The organism is Amycolatopsis taiwanensis DSM 45107 (assembly GCF_000519205.1).
Classification (GTDB): Bacteria; Actinomycetota; Actinomycetes; order Mycobacteriales; family Pseudonocardiaceae; genus Amycolatopsis_E; species Amycolatopsis_E taiwanensis.
The window spans coordinates 1-19,362 of record NZ_JAFB01000031.1 but is presented as its reverse complement, the minus strand read 5'-3'; the positions used below and the strand labels follow the sequence as shown (position 1 = coordinate 19,362).

The 19,362-nt window shown below is 66.5% G+C and carries 16 protein-coding genes; 5 read left to right on the top strand and 11 right to left on the bottom strand.

Annotation, left to right across the window (positions count from 1 at the left end):
* Positions 1–400: 400 nt before the first annotated feature.
* From A3CU_RS0124055 to A3CU_RS0124045, 3 genes are read left to right on the top strand one after another with little or no spacing between them, the layout of a single operon-like run.
* Positions 401–1,321 carry an ABC transporter ATP-binding protein gene (locus A3CU_RS0124055; protein WP_027944468.1) on the top strand — a complete coding sequence of 307 codons (921 nt, stop codon included), beginning with the start codon at positions 401–403 and terminating at the stop codon, positions 1,319–1,321.
* On the top strand, positions 1,318–2,676 hold the full coding sequence (locus A3CU_RS0124050; RefSeq protein WP_027944467.1) for an ABC transporter permease: 1,359 nt from the start codon (positions 1,318–1,320) through the stop codon (positions 2,674–2,676). The genes A3CU_RS0124055 and A3CU_RS0124050 overlap by 4 nt, the downstream gene beginning before the upstream one ends.
* 4 nt (positions 2,677–2,680) lie before the next feature.
* The gene (locus A3CU_RS0124045) at positions 2,681–5,434 is read left to right on the top strand and encodes a bifunctional YncE/alkaline phosphatase family protein (protein WP_027944466.1); all 2,754 of its coding nucleotides are present in this window, start codon (positions 2,681–2,683) and stop codon (positions 5,432–5,434) included.
* Positions 5,435–5,620: 186 nt separating this feature from the next.
* Here the strand turns inward: A3CU_RS0124045 and A3CU_RS0124040 are convergent, their stop codons facing one another.
* The 7 genes from A3CU_RS0124040 to A3CU_RS0124010 form a co-directional block, all read right to left on the bottom strand.
* Positions 5,621–6,544, bottom strand: a complete 924-nt coding sequence (locus tag A3CU_RS0124040; protein WP_027944465.1) for a sugar kinase — start codon at positions 6,542–6,544, stop codon at positions 5,621–5,623.
* Entirely contained in the window at positions 6,541–7,182 is a 642-nt protein-coding gene (locus A3CU_RS0124035; protein WP_084143677.1) for a bifunctional 4-hydroxy-2-oxoglutarate aldolase/2-dehydro-3-deoxy-phosphogluconate aldolase, read from the bottom strand. The genes A3CU_RS0124040 and A3CU_RS0124035 overlap by 4 nt, the downstream gene beginning before the upstream one ends.
* A 95-nt stretch (positions 7,183–7,277) precedes the next feature.
* Positions 7,278–8,096, bottom strand: coding sequence for an enoyl-CoA hydratase/isomerase family protein (locus A3CU_RS0124030; protein WP_084143657.1), 819 nt, complete (start codon positions 8,094–8,096; stop codon positions 7,278–7,280).
* A 21-nt stretch (positions 8,097–8,117) separates the two neighbouring features.
* Positions 8,118–9,284, bottom strand: coding sequence for a CaiB/BaiF CoA transferase family protein (locus A3CU_RS46340; RefSeq protein WP_052372064.1), 1,167 nt, complete (start codon positions 9,282–9,284; stop codon positions 8,118–8,120).
* A gap of 1 nt (position 9,285) precedes the next feature.
* Positions 9,286–10,839, bottom strand: coding sequence for a class I adenylate-forming enzyme family protein (locus A3CU_RS0124020; protein WP_169739682.1), 1,554 nt, complete (start codon positions 10,837–10,839; stop codon positions 9,286–9,288).
* A 223-nt stretch (positions 10,840–11,062) separates the two neighbouring features.
* The gene (locus tag A3CU_RS0124015) at positions 11,063–12,313 is read right to left on the bottom strand and encodes a type 2 periplasmic-binding domain-containing protein (RefSeq protein WP_027944461.1); all 1,251 of its coding nucleotides are present in this window, start codon (positions 12,311–12,313) and stop codon (positions 11,063–11,065) included.
* A 326-nt stretch (positions 12,314–12,639) separates the two neighbouring features.
* Entirely contained in the window at positions 12,640–13,683 is a 1,044-nt protein-coding gene (locus A3CU_RS0124010) for a LacI family DNA-binding transcriptional regulator (protein WP_063628881.1), read from the bottom strand.
* 290 nt (positions 13,684–13,973) lie between these two features.
* Between A3CU_RS0124010 and A3CU_RS46335 the strand changes: the two genes are divergently transcribed.
* Positions 13,974–15,284 (top strand): MFS transporter, encoded by a 1,311-nt coding sequence (locus A3CU_RS46335; RefSeq protein WP_052372063.1) that lies wholly within the window; start codon positions 13,974–13,976, stop codon positions 15,282–15,284.
* Between the two features lie 157 nt (positions 15,285–15,441).
* Here A3CU_RS46335 and A3CU_RS0124000 read toward each other — a convergent pair whose 3' ends face one another.
* The 4 genes from A3CU_RS0124000 to A3CU_RS0123985 all read right to left on the bottom strand — a co-directional run bounded on the left by A3CU_RS0124000 (position 15,442) and on the right by A3CU_RS0123985 (position 18,620).
* Positions 15,442–16,656 (bottom strand): beta family protein, encoded by a 1,215-nt coding sequence (locus tag A3CU_RS0124000; protein ID WP_281174141.1) that lies wholly within the window; start codon positions 16,654–16,656, stop codon positions 15,442–15,444.
* Between the two features lie 124 nt (positions 16,657–16,780).
* A complete protein-coding gene (locus A3CU_RS54025; RefSeq protein WP_043842339.1) occupies positions 16,781–16,975 on the bottom strand; it encodes a hypothetical protein in 195 nt (64 codons plus the stop codon).
* A gap of 499 nt (positions 16,976–17,474) precedes the next feature.
* Entirely contained in the window at positions 17,475–18,206 is a 732-nt protein-coding gene (locus tag A3CU_RS46325; RefSeq protein WP_027944457.1) for a hypothetical protein, read from the bottom strand.
* Positions 18,207–18,383: 177 nt separating this feature from the next.
* Positions 18,384–18,620, bottom strand: coding sequence for a hypothetical protein (locus tag A3CU_RS0123985; protein ID WP_027944456.1), 237 nt, complete (start codon positions 18,618–18,620; stop codon positions 18,384–18,386).
* Positions 18,621–18,766: 146 nt separating this feature from the next.
* Between A3CU_RS0123985 and A3CU_RS51310 the strand changes: the two genes are divergently transcribed.
* A complete protein-coding gene (locus tag A3CU_RS51310) occupies positions 18,767–19,093 on the top strand; it encodes a hypothetical protein (RefSeq protein ID WP_245617296.1) in 327 nt (108 codons plus the stop codon).
* The last annotated feature ends 269 nt before the right edge of the window (positions 19,094–19,362 follow it).

Below are 19,362 nucleotides of genomic sequence, written 5' to 3'. Positions count from 1 at the left end.
GAACGGATCACTGGATGCTTTTCGTCGGCCTGCCTGGTTGCCAAGTGACAGAGATCGCTTGTAGTCACATCGATCCGTCACGGCGTGATGGTCCTGCCCGAAAAAGAACGGGTGCCCGGCCGCTGACGATGACGTCGACTACGGACACCGCGCCGGCGGCGAGGCTCATGGGTTCGGTAGGTAGGCCCGCGACGGTCGGCGTAGCGCGAAGCATCCGGCGCCGGGCAGCCGCAGCGCCGCGGCCACCCAATAGCCGCAGGTCAGGAAGGCCGACGGCCGACGGTAGGGCATCCACGGTGGACACGGTTGATTCCTGTTCCGGAAATGTTCAACCAGTTGTTCCCGGCCACGTCATTCGCGGTCCCTACGTTTCGTGAAAGTTCACGAAGGAAAGGAACCGATGGACATCACGCTCGCGGTCCGGGCTCGCGGGATCACCAAATGTTTCGGTGATGTGGTCGCGCTGGATGGCATCGATCTGGATGTGGCCCAAGGGCAGATCCACGGACTGGTCGGCCCGAACGGCGCCGGAAAGACGACCCTGCTCGGCCTGCTGCTGGGACTGGCGGTCGCCGACGACGGCCGCCTCGAGATCCTGGGTACGCCGGTCGGCCGGGCGCTGGACACTGCCGACGGTGTAGCCGGTTTCGTGGATGGACCAGGCCTCTACCCGTCGCTCACGGCCAGGCAGAACCTCGCCGCGCTGGCCACCCTCCGCGACACGCGGACAGTGGGGATCGACGACGCGCTCGACCAGGTCGGGCTCACCGATGTCGCCGACGACCGGGTTCGGGGGTTCTCCCTCGGCATGCGCCAACGACTCGGGCTCGCCGCGGCCTTGCTCACCTCACCACGACTGCTGGTGCTCGACGAGCCTTCCAATGGGCTGGACCCCGCCGGCAAGAAGCACGTACACGGCGTTCTCACTCGGCTCGCGGCGGAAGGCACCACCATGGTGCTTTCCAGCCACCGGATGGACGACGTCGAGGCGCTGTGCTCCGAGGTCACCATTCTCGCGGCCGGGCGGGTCGCCTTCTCCGGTCCGCTGAGCAAACTGTCCGCCAAAAACGACGAACTCGACTATCGGCTACGCACGTCCGACCCGCAGGCCACGCGCCGGGTGGCTCTCGATACGCCAGGACTCCACGTCGTGGACGGCTCAGACGCCGAGGTACTTGTCGTGCGCGCGCTGGTACCCGCCCTCGACGAACTCGTTGTCCGGCTGGTGAAGGCGGGCATCGCGGTGCGCGAGCTCATACCCGTGGTGTCCCCGCTGGAAGCCGCGTTCCTCGCCCTCATCGAGCAGGAGACCAACCGATGACCGTGAACATCGCCGATGCCCCGGTCGCCGCTGCCCGCCCCGTCTCGGTGGCGCGCGGCTACCGCTTCGAACTGGTCAAGCTGCTCTCCCAATGGCGGATTCGCCTGCTGGTCCTCGCCTGCTGGATCGCGCCGGCGCTGTTCGTCGCTGGGGTGAGCCTGCAGAGCTCACTCCCGACCGACACCCTGTTCGGTCGCTGGATGAACGCCACGGGGTGGGCCGGACCACTGGTGATGCTCGGTTTCGCGGGCATCTACGCCCTTCCGCTGTTGACCTCGCTGGCGGCCGGGGACGTGTTCGCTGCCGAGGACCGGCTCGGCACCTGGCGCCACCTGCTGGTGGCGGTCCGGTCGTACCGGCGAATCTTCGTGGCGAAGGCATTGGCCAGCCTCACCGTGATCCTGGTGCTCGTGGCCGGGATGGCCGTTTCCAGCTCGGTCGGCGGGCTCGTGACGGTGGGCAACCGGCAGCTGGTCGGCCTCGACGGCCATCTGCTGGCGCCGGGCGACGCCGCTCTGCAGGTCCTGCTCGCGTGGATCTGCATGCTCGCCCCGACGCTGGCCCTCGCCGCGATCGGACTCCTCGGGTCCGTCGCGTTAGGACGGTCGCCGATGGGCCTGCTGTTGCCCGTCGTCGTCGCGCTCGCGATGGCGCTCGCGCAGATGCTGCCGCTGCCCGTCGCCGTCCGCCTCGCCCTGCCCACCTCCGCCTTCATCACGTGGAACGGCCTGTTCACCAGCCCGGCACAGGGCGGTCCGCTGCTGGTCAGCATCGTGGTCAGCCTGGTGTGGGCGATGGCCGCGACCGCGCTGGCCTACCGGCTGTTCATGCGACGCGACTTCACCAACCTCACCTACGACGGCTCGGGGCGTCGCGCGATCGCCGCCGGGGCGCTGCCGCTGGCCGGGCTCCTCGGCGTCACGGTCGTGGTCATCGCCGCCTCGACCCCATCCCTGGGTTCCGGGATCGAGCAGGACAAGCTGCAGCGGTCGCTCGCCACGGCGTTCGCCCACCTCTACCGCCTGCAGACCGCACAGCTCAACCGCCCCGACGTCACCGAGGCAAAGCTGGCGGTCACCGCGAACTGCACCAAGGGTGACGGGCTGGTCGCCCCCGAAGGCCCGGGCAACGACTGGCGTTGCGTCGTTTCCTGGCATCTCCCCGGCGTCGAAGCCACTGGTTCGGCCATCTACCAGCTCGACGTCACCTCGGACGGGCGGTTCGTCGCCGACGGCGACGGACCGAAGGAAGTGAACGGCTACTTCCAGGTGCGGACCCCAACCGGGGACCAACCCAACCCGCTATGGCAATTCGACGGGAACGTCGAATTGCTTTCCTCCACCCCGAAGGGATAACCAAATGCAGGTAACACGCCGTAGGCGTGTCGAGACAGGCGGTCTTCTCCGTAGAACCATCCGTCATCGGATTCCCCTGGTAACGGCAGGCACCACCGCTGTCGTCATGGCTGCCGCGGGCACCGGTATCGGTTACGCCTCGACGCAACAGTTCGGCACCGACCAGGTCGGCCAGATCACCGACAAGGGCCAAGTCGTCTCCGGCGACCAGTACATCGCCCCGTACGGCGACCGACTCGTCATCGACAACGGCAAGATCATGTCGTCGGCGGTCAGCCCGGACGGCACCCACCTCGCGGCCTCGATCACCGACGGTGGCATGGCGATGTCCATTGTGGACATCAAGAACTGGAAGGTTCAGCAACTCGTCGGCAACTCCGCGTCGGCGAACCTGCGCATCAAGGGCAACGACGTGGGTCAGGAGGGCCCCACGTACTCACCCGACGGTAAGCAGCTGTGGCTGGGGCAGACCGACGGGTATACCAAGTTCACCGTGAACCCGGACGGCACCGTCGCCAACCCGACGTTCATCTCGATCCCGGCCGACGGGCCCAAACACGCGCTGGTGGCTCAGCCGGTGTTCTCGGCCGACGGCTCGACCGTGTACTCCGCCGTGAACGGCCAGAACCGCGTGGTCGCCATCGACACGGCGACCGGCGCCATCAAGCAGAGCTGGGCCGTGGGCAACGCCCCACGTAGCATGGTCGCGGTCGGCAACAAGCTCTACGTGAGCAACGAGGGCGGGCGTCCGGCGCAGCCGGGCGACACCACGATGAACTCGTACAACACCCAGGTGCCGGCCAACCCGGTGACCGGCGCCACCACCACCGGCACGGTCAGCGTCGTCGACCTGGCGAACCCGGCCGCTCCAGTCGGGAGCATCGACGTCGGTCTGCACCCGACCGCCGTGTACGCCAAGAACGGCGCGGTGTTCGTCACCAACACCGCCACCAACGACGTGTCGGTCATCGACACCGCCAACGGCAAGGTGGTACAGACCATTGCCACTCAGCCGTGGCCGGAGGCCTCGGTGGGCTACGAGCCCGACGCGGTGACCCTTACCGATGACGGCCACCTGCTGGTGACGCTCGGCCGCGCCAACGCGGTCGCCGTCTACCGGTACACGAACCCGTTGGAGCCGGTCAGCTACGTCGGCCTGCTTCCGACGGACTACTTCCCCGCGGAGATCACCACCGTCGGCGACGAGGTGGTCGTGTCCAACACCCGTGGTATCGACGCACGCCGTCCCACCACCAAGGGCGGGTACGGGACCCACGACACGACGTCGAGCCTGACGCACTTCAAGCTGCCGGACGACAAGACCATCCGGCAGCAGACCGACAAGGTCTTCCAGCAGAACGGGTGGACCAACAACTCCGTCCAGCTGGCCACGAGCAATGGCAACAAGAAGCCGGTGCCGGTCCCGAAGAAGCTCGGCGACCCTTCGACGATCGAGCACGTCTTCCTGATCGTCAAGGAGAACCGGACCTACGACCAGGTCTTTGGTGACCTGCCGCAGGGCAACGGCGACCCGTCGCTGGCGCAGTTCGGCGAGAACGTGACGCCGAACCAGCACGCGTTGGCCCAGCAGTTTGGGTTGTACGACAACACGTACGACGTCGGCACGAACTCGGCCGAGGGCCACAACTGGCTGATGCAGGCCGACAACCCGGAGTACACCGAATCCTCGGCCGGTGAGTACCTGCGCAGCTACGACACCGAGGACGACGCTCTCGGCCATCAGCGGACCGGCTTCATCTGGACCGGTGCGCAGGCGGCGGGGAAGACCGTGCGGAACTTCGGTGAGTTCCAGCAGTTCCTGACCAAGCCGTCGGACGCGAGCTGGCAGAACCTGTACTGCGACAGCAAGAACATGGCGGCCACCGGGCAGAACACCGCCTACCCCCTGGTCTCGTCCTCGCCGATCCCGTCGCTAAACGACGTGTCGGTGCCTGGCTTCCCGAAGTTCGACACCAGCATCCCGGACATCTACCGGTACGAGATCTGGAAGCAGGACTTCGAGAAGAACGGGCCGGCGAACCTGAACATGTTCTGGCTCTCCAGCGACCACACCGGTGGTCCGGCGAGCCCGGCCGCTCAGGTCGCGGACAACGACCTCGCCACCGGCAAGATCGTGGACGAGATCTCGCACAGCCCCTACTGGAAGAACTCGGCGATCTTCATCGTCGAGGATGACTCCCAGGCCGGCCTGGACCACATCGACGGCCACCGTGCCCCGATCCAGATCATCAGCCCCTGGGCCCAGCACGGCACCGTCGACAGCCACTACTACTCGCAGATCACGATGATCCGGACCATCGAGCAGATCCTCGGGATTCGCCCGATGAACCAGAAAGACAGCGCGGCCACCCCGATGGCAGCCGCGTTCACCGACAAGCCGGACTTCACGCCGTTCAACGCGGTGCCCAACCGGACGTCGCTGACCGACGGTCTGAAGACCCCGCCCGCCTGTGGTGTGGACACCCCCGCGCCGCAGAACATCAACGCCGCGCCCGCGCCGTCCGCGACGGTGCCGGCGGACAAGCAGCAACTGGCGGCTCAGTGGGCGGACTGGCAGTCACGGCAGCGCCTGACCGGTCCGGACGCCGTGCCGGACTTCGCCAACCCCGCGCAGATGAACCACCTCACGTGGTACCAAACGCATGGGTGGACGCAGCCCTACCCGGGTGAGGACAAGGTCTACGCGCCGGCCGAAGTGCCGGGTGCCTACATCCCGTCCTCGGAGTCCGACGGCTGACACCGCCTGAACATCTGAAGTAGACCCCTGGCCGGTGTCCTCACCGGCCAGGGGCTTTCCAGAAGCGCTGGACTGCACCTGCCGTCTCTACCTGGACAACTCCTTCTGACCGATCAAAACCACCCACGAAGAACTTCCGAAACCGACCAATAAGTCGCGGTGACGTTCGTGGGGCGGGACAGCGCATTACGCCGTGGCGGTGTGGGGCCTCGGGACGATGGCGCCCGGCACCATGATTACCTCTGCGGCGCACCGAGCCGCGGTGTGGACGGCCTTGTCGGGTGGTTCGCCGTTGAGCCGGGCGGCGAGGTAGGCGCCGTTGAAGGAGTCCCCGGCGCCAGTGGTGTCCAAAGGCTGCCCTACGCGGCGGACCGGGAACCGCCGGACCTGGTCCGCGGTCGCGAGGACGGTGTCGCCAGGGCCGTGCTTGACCACCACCTCCTCGGCACCTGTCCGGCGATAGCGGTCGATGGTCTCGTCAACGGTGTCGCCCCAGAGCGCGAGTTCGTCTTCGGCGCTGGTGAGCGCGATCGTGACCCAGGGCAGGACACTTGCCACGGCATTTCGGGCGGCTGCTGGATTGTCCCAGCCTCGGGGGCGATAGTTGAGGTCGAACGCGATGTGGCCGTGGCTGTCGCGAGTGCGGCGGAGTGCGTTGAGCAGGCGGGTTCGTGCGTCGGCGGTGAGGGTGGACAGGGTGATGCCGGACAGGTAGGCGAGGTCGGCCGAGGCGATGGCGTCGTCGATGTGCCGCGGGTAGGCCGCGGTGAAGCAGTCGCGGGCGGCGGAACGGTCCCGGTAATAGGTGAAGCTGCGTTCGCCGTGGGAGTCCGTGTGGACGAGGTAGAGACCGATCGTGCGGGTGGGGTGTCGCCAAAGCAGGTCGGTGCGGAGCGCTTCGTCGGCCGCCGCACGGGCGAGGCCATCGGAGAGGTCATCACCGCCGATGGCGGAGGCGAAGGCGACCTGGGCCTTGGGCGCGCCGCGTTTGAGGTAGACGGCGGTGTTGAAGGTGTCACCTGCGTAGCCGGGGCGCAGCAGTCCGTCGTCACGCCGGACGAGTTCGAGCATGCATTCGCCGATGGTGACCACGAGTGGGCGGCTGTTCATCGGGTGCCGCTCCTGGTGGCCTGGGCGAGGGCGACGGTGATGTCCTCGGCGTTGTAGAGATCGCGGCCGACACCGACCGCGAGTGCGCCGGCTCGCAGCCATGAGCCGACGTCCCCCACATTGATGCCCCCGGTCGGGATGATGCGCGCACCCGGCAGCACGGACAGCAGTGTCGTCAGGTAGGCCGGGCCGCCGAGATGAGCGGGAAACAGTTTCGCCATGCCCCGCTTGGCCGCGGCGGCCACCTCGGCGGGGGTGCTTCCCCCTTCGACGAACAGCACGTCGGCGTCATCGGCCGGGCCCCGCACAGTGGGCGCGGGAAAGGGACTGACCAGAAAGTCGGCGTCCAGCTCGAGCGCGCGGTCGGCATCGGTGGCGTTCAGGACGGTACCCATGCCAATAAGCACGCGGTCGCTCGTCCTGTCGCGCAGTTCGGTCGCGGCGGCGAGGACCTCGGTCCAGCCGGGGATGGTGGTTGTGAGCTCGACAGCCTTTGCGCCTGCCCGCACGAGTCGGTTGACCAGGGCGATGGCCGATCCGATGTTGTCGGCGCGGAGCACGGGAACGACCGTGGCCGCGGCGAGGGCGGCGATGGTTTTCTCCTGCCGGTCGGTCAGGTCGGGTGAAGGGGAGTTCATGCCGTCCTTCCGGAATGGGTCGTCCGCTGACAGCCTGCGGTTGTCGATCGAGATCGCTGGACGGTCAAGCCCGGGATCGCGTTCGTCCACAAGCGTCAGGCGCCGGTGAAGCGCGCCTGACGCTTGTGGACGAACGCGTCGATGCCCTCACGTCCGTCGGCGCTTTCGAACAGGCGACCGAGGGCACGTTGCTCGGCGGCCAACGCGGCCCGCCGGTCCCCCGCGATGCCGTCGTCGATGACCGTCTTGGCCTCTCGGACCGCGAGCGGAGCGTTGGCGGCGAGGGTGCTGGCGAAGTCAAGTGCGCGAGGCATCAACTGCTCCGTCTCGGTGATATCGATGAGCAAATCCCGGCGCAGCGCCTCGTCGGGGCGGATGGTGCGGCCGGTCATGACGATTTCCTTGGTGAACCGGACACCCGCGGCGTGCGCTAGGCGTTGGGTCCCACCGCCACCGGGTATCAGGCCGAGTTTTATCTCGGGTAGGGCGAAGCGGGCGCGCTCGGAGGCGATGATGAAGTCGCAGCACAGCGCCACCTCGAAGCCGCCGCCGAACGCGTAGCCGTTGACCGCGGCGATGGTGGGTTGCGGCAGCGCTTCCAGCGACTCGAACACCTGGCGAGAAGTGAGCTGGTACTCGGTGAACTCTTGCGTGGAGACCTGGAAGTACTCACCCACGTCGGCACCGGCGATGAAGCCGCGACCGGTCCCGGTCACGATCACCGCCCGGATCTCGGGAGCGCGCCGGATTCGAGCGATCTGCGTGCCGAGCGCGACGACCAGTTCACGAGAGAGCGCGCCCAGCTTGTCTTCCCGGTCGATGCGCAGGACCCGTACGACGGCGTTGTCACCGATGGCATGGTCTTCGAGCGCCAGATTCGGGTGCGGATATTTGGGCTTGTTGTTCGACGACATGGGATTTCCTGCTCGCTCCGGTCAGTGGGCGTGGTCGGTTGATTCGCTCGATACCCGATCACCGAATGCGTCGCCCAGGATGGCCGCGGTGTGCTCGCCGACCCGCGGTGGCGCAAGGCGCTGCCGCCACGGGGTGGCGCTGAACGTGATGGGGCATCCGATGAGTTCGATCGGTGCGCCGTCCGGCCCGTCCACGGTGACGAGCAGGCCGGAGTTCGTGAGGCGCAGTTCGTCGACGGCGTCCTTGGTGCTGCGGACTTGGGCGGCCCAGATTCCGTTGGGCAGCAGAGCATCGAGCCAGTGCTGGGTGGTATTCGTCCGGGTGACCGCTTCGAGAGCCCGCTTGACCGGGTCGCGTTCGGTCCACGCGTCGAATGTGGCGAGCTCGGGTCGTTCCACCGCGGCGGCGACGACGTCGAGAGGCGCCATGGCGATGGCGATCCAGCCGTCGCTCGTTTCGTATATCCCGAACGGGGCGGACAGCCAGGACTGGCCGATCCCGGACTCCGATCGGTGATAGTCGGTGTGCTGGTTGACCATTGCCGAGATTTCCTGGCATTGCATGGCGATGGCGACCGAATACAGATCGACCTCCACGCGCTGGCCCACTCCGTGGGTGTTCCTGGCGACGAGGGCGGCGAGGATCCCGGTGGCCAACGTCAGGGCGGTGGCGTGATCGACGATCGCGGTGCCGGCGGGAGTGGGCGGGTCGCCGCGCCGGCCGGTCGAGGCGGCAAGCCCTGACATCGCCTGAATGAGCAGGTCCTGTCCAGGCCGGCCGGCTTCGGCCAATGCCGTGTCCCGACCCCAGCCTGATCCGGAGCAGTAGATGATGTCGTTCTTGACGGCCTTGAAGTCGTTGTAGCCCAAGCCGAGCCGGTCCATCACGCCCGGCCGGAAATTTTCGACGACGACATCGCAGGTACGCGCGAGATCGAGCAGGGCCGACGTGGCGCGGGGGTCCTTGAGGTCGACTGCGATCGAGCGCTTGTTGCGATTCATGGCCAGGAAGGCGGCCGATTGCCCGGCGACGTAGTCGCCCATCATCGCCAGGTCACGTTCCCATTCGCCCGCCGGCCGCTCGACCTTGATGACGTCGGCGCCAAGGTCGGCGAGTAGCTGGGTGGCGAACGGGCCCAGCATCATCTGGGTGAAGTCGAGCACGCGGATGGAGTCGAGTGCTTGCATATCAGTCCTTTTCTCGGTGCGACAGCAGATCTCGCAGCGCGGCGCGGTCGATCTTGCCCGCGGGATTGCGAGGCAGTGCGGCGACAATGTGCACTGCAACCGGCTTCTTGTAGCCGGCGATCTGCTGTGCACATGCCGCGGTGATGCGGCCGAGCAACTCCTGGGACGACAGCGCACCCGCGGCGGGTTCGAGCACCACGGCGGCGGTGACGCCCTCACCCCACACAGGATGCGACAACCCGACAACGGCAACCTCGCGGATCTCTCCCAGTTCCGCGAGCACGCGCTCCACCTCGGCGGGATGCACGTTGAAACCGCCAGTGATGATGGTGTCGGTGCTGCGCCCGAGCAGGTGGACGTACCCGTCCTGGTCGATCCGGCCACGGTCACCGGTGCGGAACCAGCCCTCGGACAGCACCGCGGAGGTCAACTCGGGCCGGTTCCAGTATCCGGGCATCACGGTGTCGGCTCGGACGATCAGCTCGTCGTCGTCGGCGACGCGGAGTTCGACGCCCCGGCAGACCCGTCCGGCGGACCCCAACCGGTCGGCCGCGGACGAATGATCACGAGGTGTCAGGACAGTCAGCGGAGCCAGCGCCTCGGCGAGCCCGTAGAACTGGACGAGCGAACCGGGAAAGACGCTGTGCGCCAAGGCCAGTGCCTCCCGGCCGATCGGCGAGCCGCCATAGGGGACGACACGAAGCCCGGTCGTCGAGGTGCCGGATTCGACTGCGGCGCGGGCGAGGCGTTCGAGCATGATCGGCACCAGTGGCAGCACCGTCACGCCGAACTCGCGGATCGCCTCGAGCACGGTGTGGGGCTCGAACCGCGCCATTGTCAGGGTGGCCGCACCGCATACCGCGCCGTCAAGCCCGATGGAACCGCCGAAGTGCGTCATCGGCGCGACCGCCAGGACCACATCGTCCGAACCCAGCGGCGGCAGGTACTCGAGCGCGCGGTTCGTCTGCGCCACCCAGGTACGATGGGTGACCACTGCCGCCTTGGGTCTGCCGGTGGTGCCGGAGCTGTACATCAGCATCGCGATGTCGCCGGGCAGCGGGGCACGCTGCGAGATCGCCGACGCCGGCGAAGATGCCCGTAGAGACGCGGGCGACATCGTCCCGGTGGCGGGCTGATCCCCGGCGACGATCAGTGTCGCCGCCGATCCCGCCTCGGCGAGCGCTTCGGCGACGGCGTCACGGCTTTCCGCTGTGCAGCAGACGATTCGGGCGTCGCAGTCGACCGCGATGGCCGCGATCTCGCGGGCATGCAGTCGCGGTGACAGCGCCACCCGGACCATACCGGCGCCGAGCACGCCACGTTCCAGGATGCGCAGGATCACGCTGTTGGGCAGGGCGAGCACGATCCGGTCTCCGAACGCGGCCGCGTGTTCGGCCAACAGGGCGGTGGCGGCACGGGCGAGCTCGGCGACTTCGGCGAAGGTCAGCCAGTGGCCATCTGCCACGTCGGCCGAACGCAGAGCAGGGTGGTCGCCCCGGGCATGTTCGATTGCCGCGAACTGCTCGGCCACAGTGGCGGCACGGCGCCTCGCCACGGTGTCAGTGCTTGTTTCATAACCCGCCCACCCGTCACCCACCGCCACCCTCAACGGAAGCGCTTCGCGCTGCGGTTCTTCGCCGATCTCGTGGCCAGCGCTCTCCTGGGTGCGTTGCTCGCGTTCTTCCTGGCCGGAGCCCTGCCCCCAAGATCGGGTACCTCCGGACGGCGGGTTCGAGGACTCACCTTGACCAGGAACCTGGCGGTTCAGGAACCAGCTCTCAGACGCGGACATGGTTGCGCCACAGGCGGTTCAGGCTGGACACGATGTCACCGGTGGGAGTTCCGTTCGTCAGCGCGGTGTGCAGTGTGTGGGAGGCGGCCCGCTGGTAGGCCGGATACCCTGGCAGGCGCGGGCGCAGGAAAGCGCGATCCATAGTGGCCACGGTTCCGCGGTAGAAGTCCGCAACCTGTTCGTTGATCCTGTCGTCGGTCCACACCGAACGGCGCCCGGCCTGTCCGCCCGCCGTGCTGTAACGGCCCCGCTGCACCGGCGCCGAGGTCGCATAGCGAACGAATTCGGCCGCGTCGCCGGGGAATTCCGACTCCGCCGAAACCGAAAGGCCGACCCCACCGGCCAGGGTTCCGACCGTTGCGTCAAGGCCGTGGACCGTGGGTGCGTCGGTGAACCGCACGACCGCGGCGCGCCCGCGTGAGCGCGAATACGTGATGTACCCGAACACCAATGGGCTGTAGATTGCGGTGTCGGCGCGATCCGCCAGACGCTCGAGCACGGTGATCGGGTCACTGGCCAGCGATTCCGGGGCACAGTGCCGCAGCAGCGCCGCGGCAAGTTCCAGTGCCGCCGCGAGCACTTCGGGATCGATCCCGGTGTCGCGCCACCAATCCGGCCGGCCATCGGCCTGGCGCTTTTGCGAACGATCGGGAGCGGCTGCGGCGACGGCTTCGCACAACGACAGCAGCGTGCACCACAGGTGGGTCGGATTGGCGGCGAGCAATACCGCCTCGCGTCCGTAGCGGAGGGCGAACTGCTCGACAGCGCCCCATCGCCTGGGGACCTCGACCGGGTCGACGCGTCCGTCCTGGTATGCGCTCACCATGCAGGCGGCATCGACCGCGCCGCCCCACAGCCGGCTCTTCCAGTGATAGCTCGCGTGGCTGGGCCCGGCGGAATCGCCTTTCCGGTCGGCGATGTCGACAGGGTCCCAGTAGGCGTCGAGCGGTGCCAGTACGCCACCGGCGACCGCGTCCCCGACGAAGGGGTGGTCGAGGGCCACCAGATCGTACTCGCGCGCCGGTTCGGCGATCGGCGCGTCCTCGAATACGTGCAGCGGCCGCGCTGTCCACTCCACCGCGATACCGGTCTCACGATGGAACTGTGCGGCGCACGCGGACAGGGCGGCGATTCCGCGGGGGTGGTCCCAGGTGATTCCGCGCAGCCGCGTCCCGGTCCGCACGGACGTGCCACCGTGCTCGCCCGGCCTGACGCCGGTTGGGCGGGGCTCGTTCATGGGACAACCTCCTCGTATTTCGCGGATTGGCACGAAGGATCGACCGGGAGCGGAGCCGCACCCTCGGTGGGTCGGATGTCGCGCACCGCCGGACGGACGCGCCGACGGCAACGACCTTGGTAATACGATTTACCAAACGTGCCGCATTGTCAAGGGTGGCGCGGTGCTGATCCGGACTAGGTTGTGTTTAAAGCGGCGGAGCCGCTTGCAGTGAGGCACGCAGCTTGCACCGCTGCGGGCTCTGAGGTGGTTCCTGGCGAGGACAGCTCCGCCGTGGTGAATTGACCACTACCCGCACCGCCACGCAAACCACTTCAAAACAGTCTCTAGCGGGTGCCGGGCGCGGCGCTGGACGCCCGCACGACCAGCACCGGGCCTGGGTCGTCGATGGACTCGTGTCGCGCCGGCTTGTCGTCGAGTTGTTCAAGCATCAGGGCGACCGCACGCACCCCCATCTCAAACAGGGGAAGCCGGACCACGGACAGTTTGGGGTGCAGGAAGTCGGCCAGGGGAAGGTCGTGCAGTCCGACGACGGACAGGTCAGCGGGAATACCGACTCCGAGGTCGTTAGCGGCGCTGAGGGCGCCGACCGCCGACAGCGAGTTCGCAACGAAGACCGCGGTAGGCCGGTCCGACGAGGTGAGCAACGCGGTCATGCCGCGATACCCGGCCTCTGGGGTGTGTCCGCCGCCGACGACACGTGCGGCCGGCGCGGGAAGTGCTGCCGCCGCAAGGGCGTCCGCCCACCCTTTGCGCCGCTGGCTCGTGCGGCTTCTGGGCCCGTCAACCTGCAGGAGGCCGATATCGCGGTGGCCCAGGTCGATGAGATGGGAAACCCCGAGGCGAGCGGCGGCGTAGTCGTCGACCGCCACGCTTCCGATCGGACCGCGCGAGCGATCGTTGAGCAGGACGGTCGGCACCCGCTCGGCCGCGATCTTCGCCACCAGGGCATCGGCGGGCGTGCCCGCTCGCTGGAGCAGCAGGCCGTCGATGGCTCCGCTGGCGACCACGCGCTGGAACAGTGCGTGATCGGTCGCGAGCGCGTCCACGTCAGCCAACATCAGGGCGTACCCCGCCCGGGTGGCCTCCGCCTGGGCTCCGGCGATGATCTGGCTGTAGATGGGGTTGCTAGCATCATGCACCGCCAGGCCGATCACGCCGGCCTTCGCCTTCCGCAGTGCCCGGGCGGCGAAGTTGGGGGTGTAGTCGAGCTGCATGGCGGCTCGTCGCACCCGTTCTTTGGTCTCGTCTCGCACCCGGAGCGTTTCGTCTCCGTTGAGCAGCCTCGACACCACACCGGGCGACACGCCCGCCAGCCGGGCCACGTCGGCCGCGGTAGCCGTCGACGATCCTCGCGAAGGGACGGCCACGCGCTACCTCCTGATGAATCCGCCTGTGGTTCGCCTCACTCTACGGCCTCGGCACATCCGGACACCCCGCGCGCGGTGGGAAGACCGCTCGCGGCCGAGTCCCGCTCGCCCGCGGAACGCGCGTGGTTGTGCGACCACGGCGTTGACAGTGACTCAGGCCATATGTACGGTCCGGTAAATCGAATTACCAATGACTCGCTCCACTTCACCTCTCGAATCTCCGGAGAAGCCTCAATGCCGTCATCGCCCACACCTCGCCGCACATCGTCGTCGGTGCCGAAGGAGACCGCGTGAACGCCACCGACACGACCACCCGGTCGACCGGGAAAGTCAAGATCATCGCAGCGGCGGCCATCGGCAACTTCGTCGAGTGGTACGACTTCGCGATCTACGGATACTTCTCTCCCGTCCTGGCCACGGTGTTCTTTCCCGAGTCCACCGGCCTGAGCGGGCTGCTGGCCACCCTTGCGGTGTTCGGCGCCGCCTTCGTACTGCGCCCGGTCGGTGCCCTGATCTTCGGTAACCTCGGTGATCGCCGGGGACGGCGCTGGGTGTTGTCGGTCGTGATTTTGACCATGGCGGGCGCGACCAGCCTGATCGGGCTATTGCCCTCGTACGCCTCCGTCGGCGTGCTGGCTCCACTCGCGCTCGTCACGTTACGCCTGATCCAGGGCCTGTCCGCGGGTGGAGAGTTCGGAGGCGCGGCGTCATTGTTGTTCGAGCACTCGGTTCCCGGCAAACGAGGCCTGTTCGGATCCGCCCAACCCGCCAGCATCGTTGCCGCACTGGCCGTCTCGGCGGGACTGGGCTCCGCGCTGACCTCAGGCATGTCCACGGATTTCCTGCACTCGACGGGATGGCGCATTCCGTTTCTGCTCGCGTTTCCGCTGGGCGCTGTCGGGTGGTTCATTCGGCGCGGTATCGACGAGACCCCCGCGTTCACCCGGATGCAGGAGCAGGGGACGGTGTCGGAGCGGCCGTTGCGGGAGGTGTTCGCAAGCCAGTGGCGGCTGATCCTGGCGGGCACTGCCGCGCTCGTATCCTGGACCGCGGGCGGATATGCGACGCTGCAGTTTCTTCCCGCCTTCTTCGGCGGTGTCCTGCACAGGCCGCTGTCGGCCGGGCTGACCGCCTCCCTCGTGGGGTTGAGCGCCTATGCCGTGTTCATCGTCTTCGGCGGCTGGCTTGCCGACCGCATCGCAGGCTGGAAGGTCATGACCGCCGGCGCCGTGGGACTGGCCGTTGTCGCAATTCCGTGCTACCGCTTGATAATTCACGGCGGCACGGCTCAGATCGGCACCGCGGTCATACTTTTCGCGGTCTTCCTCGGCCTCACCGCCGGGCCCACCACCACCGTGCTCTCCGAACTCACCCCCGACAGCATCCGCAGCTCGTATCTGTCGATCGTCTACGCCATCGCCAACGCAGCCTTCGGCGGCTTCGCCCCCTACATCGTCACCGCGCTGATCTCGTCCACCGGAAACCTGTTGTCGCCGAGCTACTACCTCATCGCGCTCCAGTTGTGCGCGGTGGCCGGACTGGCCGCCGTCGGAGTCCACAACCACCGCCGTTCTCGCACCGGATCAGATCCGGCAGCCTGAACAACGGACTTCGGGATCCACGCACCCACGGCAGGAAGGTCTTCTCCAGTCTCCGGGCCGCCCGGCCACGGACGCCGGGCCAGAAACCCGGTCGACACGTCTCCTCGCAACGGTCTTTCCGTTGTTCGAGCAAGTGCGGTTCAAGCAGCTCAGGATGTTATGCCGCGGTGCGTGTGGCGAGGTACGCAAGATGATGTGAGGTCGCGAAGGCGACCGGCTTGTTGGTAGAGCCGAGGCCGGTCCCTCGCCCGTCGGCTGCTTCAGAAATCTCATGGTCTCCCCAAGAAAAGTCTGGACCTGAGAAGCTGTCGGACTCGACGAGGTGGCGGCAGACGATACGAAGAGTGCTTGCACGAGGGTTTTCGGTGCGCGGTTGACGTGCCTCATCGCCTGAGTCACCCATCCGTTCTCTGGAGTACAGCCAGTGATCTGGGCATGTGTACGTCATACTGACGTGCTTGCTGGCATATGCGGTCGTCGACAGAGGATGCACCACGCCATAGTCGCCAAGGCGGACCTCGACAACACCGCCCCGGACCAGCGACTCCCATAGGCGCTCCTCGGTCCGAGGCTGCTCCCATGTCGAGGTTTGTGTCAATGCAGGAGGGACGGAGCCGCTCAACACACTCATCGACCGGAACGGACCGAACTCGCCGAGAATCCCGATCGTGGCGCCCACACGGTCGGTCAGCTGAATGGTCACGTCCGGGACATACTGAAGATCGATGATGAGATCAAGATCGGGGCTCTCGACCCGAAGTTGTTCGAGAATCCTTTCGAAGGTTGCACGGTCCGCCTTCGCTGTTCGGACCCGGAGAGCGCCACCGAGACCCAACTCGTGACACAGGCGGCCAACCATGGCGACCTGGTGGCCGGTGGTGTCACTCCGAATGACGGGAATGAACGGGATCGGCTCCTGCTGGTCGAGGAGATCTACCGGGTAAGCAAGCCGGTCGGCCAGTTCGCCGAGCGCCCCTGCCGGTCCACCACCGAAGCCAGCCAGATGAACAACGTCGGAGGCATCGACGATGACGTGGCGGCCAAGTTTGTAGAGCTTTCGCACGGCTGCCTCGATCTCATCGAACTGCTTCGCCGGCGCCATACCCGCTGCCTCCAGTTCGAGCAGCGACTGAAGGGTCCGGACGTGTTCCATGTCATCAACGGCGTTGATCGCCATGAACTCGCCTTGCTTCGCGCGGAGCGCGACCAACGTGCGGAACTCCCCAGGTGCGATCACAGCCCTCCAGTTACCGATTGCAACAGGTAGGTTACAGATTTCAGAGTAGATCCCGCGCCGTCGGAGGGCATCCGCCACAAGCCTGAAACCGACCAAACGCGGGTTGGCCAGTGTCAGCCACCAGAAGGCCGACATGGCGCGGGATAGGCACGCGAAGGCTCTGTAGGGCCGCCGAAGATGCATGGCCGCCGGGCGGGAAGCGGAAGTCCGGACCAGGTCGATGAAGACGCAAGCCTTGCCGAGACTGCTAGGCGGTGTTTTAAAAGCGTAGCCACTCGTTGATCGCGGCGATCTGGATCGTGGATTCGTAGCGAACCGGCAGCTTGTCGTATCGAGTTGCCACGGCCCGGTTGCGTTTGAGGCGGCGCCAACGGATTCCGCCGATAAGTTGTCGTTTGGTCCACATCGGCGGGCGCCCCGGCTTCTGCCCAACCGGCAGCACCGTCTCCAGCACCGCCCACTGCGCGTCGGTCAGATCGGCTCCCCCGTCACCGCTACGCTGGCCACGAGGTCTCCGATGTTCACGATCGTCTTGGTCGATGATCGATATACCGGAGACCTCGACTATTTGATCAACAACACGCCGACATCGCCCACCCCTCCACGTCTCCGCTGGCCACACCATTGAAACGCGCCCCTAGGGGCAAGGAACCGCCGGCGTCGGCCTAGCGATGCGGCTCCGATAGCAGCGAAGCGAGGCCGGACCGGGGAATGCCTCCCCTATGATCCCAACACACCGGGCCTGGCATAGGTACGCCAAGGAAACGCAGCTCCTCCAGCCATCGGGACCGTCGATCGCGACGGTGATTCGTGTCCCCAGGGACTTGAACCCCCACGGTGTCCGAGGAGGAAGATGCACGCTAACCACACTGATCCGTCTGCAGGCGTGACGGCCTCGTGGGTTTGTCGCGGTGGTCCCACGCTGCACCTGCGGAAGACTAGGGTGTTCATCGTTATGGGTGCGGTAACCAGGCACTGACTTCGGCGATGGCGTCAAGTGTGGCGTTGTCGAAATGCCCTGTGGCGGTTTCCGCTTCTGCGACCGCCATAATGGTGCGTTCACGGTGCGAGCCATAGTGAAGGCCGGTGAACGAGATGTGAGAGAGCCCGAGCAGAGGTGCACCCAGCGGTTCGATGTCCCCGGAGCCCTGGACCCGCTCGACCCGCTCGAAGTCTTCTGCCTGTGCCCGAGTGCGGAATCCTACCCACACGACGGAGACCACCACGGCGTTGCCGTGGCCGTCGCCGAGCGCCCAGATCACCCGACGCAACGAGGTGCACGGCGTCCTTAACAGGAAATCCCGCACCTCACCGGTGGCTGCAGCCTCACACCTGAACTGCTTGACTTCTTGGCGTACGGCCTTCCTAAGTTCCTTCAGACCCAACTTCGACCACGTTTCGCCAGTCTTGCCGTGCTGTGCCGACTTACGGCCTTCCGCCTTGCGGGTAGCAGGGTCGCGACCAGCCAGTGCGTCGGTCACATCGCCGGCGGAGTTTCCAGCAAGCACATCACCCGCCGCGCCAGTCCCACCGGCGCCAAGACCGAAGCCCCCACTCACACCCACACCGCCGGCAGCGACCACACAGACCACCACAACAGCTGCCACGAGCGTCTTCGCGCCGCGGCCACCCGACGGTTTGTCGTCACCGACAGGCACTTTGACGCCATTGATGGTCCTGACCATGCGGTGAACCCCTTCCCTCGTACGTGGCAACCACATCAGCAGCAAACCCCTGCCCGGTTACCGCAGGACCGCAATAATGACCGAACCAGTCTCCACAACTGCCCGGTCGATGGGGGCCAAAACTCGCGAACGCAAGTCGGAATCACCCGTTTGCCGCACCGGCCGTTTCGGACACGCTTAGTCCGTTTTTGGAAGGCGGAGGTCGATCTGGAATCCACGCTCACCGTGGGTTATCTCTGCCTCGCAAATTGCGTGGTTTCCATTTTCTTGCGCTGCGACGACGAGGTTCTTGTACCGGGAGCTCATCGCTGCGGTGAGCTCACCGACTCGCTCGCCGTCAAGCCGGACTTCGACCGCGTAGGCGCCTTTGTGCTTGCCGCGCGACACGCTCGACGACACGAGTTCGGCTGCCACGCGGGTTAGGTGCCTTATCGCCGAATGGTAGCGTGCCAACGCTTCCTGGTGATTCTCTTCTCTAGTCACGGTGACGTGTCGTCAAACATTGATATGTACCAGCGTCACTTGGGTCGAGTGAAGCAGTAGGGGCAAGATATGTTGTCATGGCAGAGAACGACGCGACTTTCGTGCTGGTAACTGGCTCAGGGGCTACATCGTTTCTGTGGAACCCGGTGGTCAGAGAGATCGTGCTGGGCGGGCATCGCGCCCTGCCCGTCGAGTTGCCCGGCCACGGGTTCGACACGGTATTCCCTGCGGGCTATGGAACTCCACAGGACCTCGAGCTTTTCGCCGGGTCGCCCTCACCTCTGGCGGGGTTGACCCTCGACGATTACCACCATCGACCGCGCGGCATTCTGTCCCGGATCCACCCAAGCGGCACCTCTGCAGCTCAGCGTTGGGGGAAAAGCGCCGGTCACAAGTCCAGATGAACCAACAGCTCAAGATAATGTATCCTTTAACCAATCCACAGCGGGTTGATCCTGATAGCTCGGCGACATACACATCACGCCGTTACCACAACGCACCGCGGTGGACGATTGTCAATCGTGGCCCAGCCGGAGAGCACGGTGTCGGCCGCAACCGGCGCGGTATCGACTACTCCTTTGGACGACTCGGTCGAGTCCGGCCCGGGCAACGGCCGCGCCGACGCCACGTCCATTCGCTGCCCCAACTCCGGTCCCCCGCAGCCCAGCGTGAA

Bases quoted from the DNA above. Each gene is read 5' to 3' on its own strand.
- A3CU_RS0124030 (WP_084143657.1), bottom strand. From the start codon at position 8,096: ATGTCGTCGAACAACAAGCCCAAATATCCGCACCCGAATCTGGCGCTC.
- A3CU_RS51310 (WP_245617296.1), top strand. From the start codon at position 18,767: ATGGCAGAGAACGACGCGACTTTCGTGCTGGTAACTGGCTCAGGGGCT.
- A3CU_RS0124050 (WP_027944467.1), top strand. From the start codon at position 1,318: ATGACCGTGAACATCGCCGATGCCCCGGTCGCCGCTGCCCGCCCCGTC.
- A3CU_RS0124035 (WP_084143677.1), bottom strand. From the start codon at position 7,182: ATGAACTCCCCTTCACCCGACCTGACCGACCGGCAGGAGAAAACCATC.
- A3CU_RS0124045 (WP_027944466.1), top strand. From the start codon at position 2,681: ATGCAGGTAACACGCCGTAGGCGTGTCGAGACAGGCGGTCTTCTCCGT.
- A3CU_RS0124015 (WP_027944461.1), bottom strand. From the start codon at position 12,313: ATGAACGAGCCCCGCCCAACCGGCGTCAGGCCGGGCGAGCACGGTGGC.
- A3CU_RS0124055 (WP_027944468.1), top strand. From the start codon at position 401: ATGGACATCACGCTCGCGGTCCGGGCTCGCGGGATCACCAAATGTTTC.
- A3CU_RS46340 (WP_052372064.1), bottom strand. From the start codon at position 9,284: ATGCAAGCACTCGACTCCATCCGCGTGCTCGACTTCACCCAGATGATG.
- A3CU_RS0124040 (WP_027944465.1), bottom strand. From the start codon at position 6,544: ATGAACAGCCGCCCACTCGTGGTCACCATCGGCGAATGCATGCTCGAA.
- A3CU_RS0124000 (WP_281174141.1), bottom strand. From the start codon at position 16,656: ATGTCGGCCTTCTGGTGGCTGACACTGGCCAACCCGCGTTTGGTCGGT.
- A3CU_RS46325 (WP_027944457.1), bottom strand. From the start codon at position 18,206: ATGGTCAGGACCATCAATGGCGTCAAAGTGCCTGTCGGTGACGACAAA.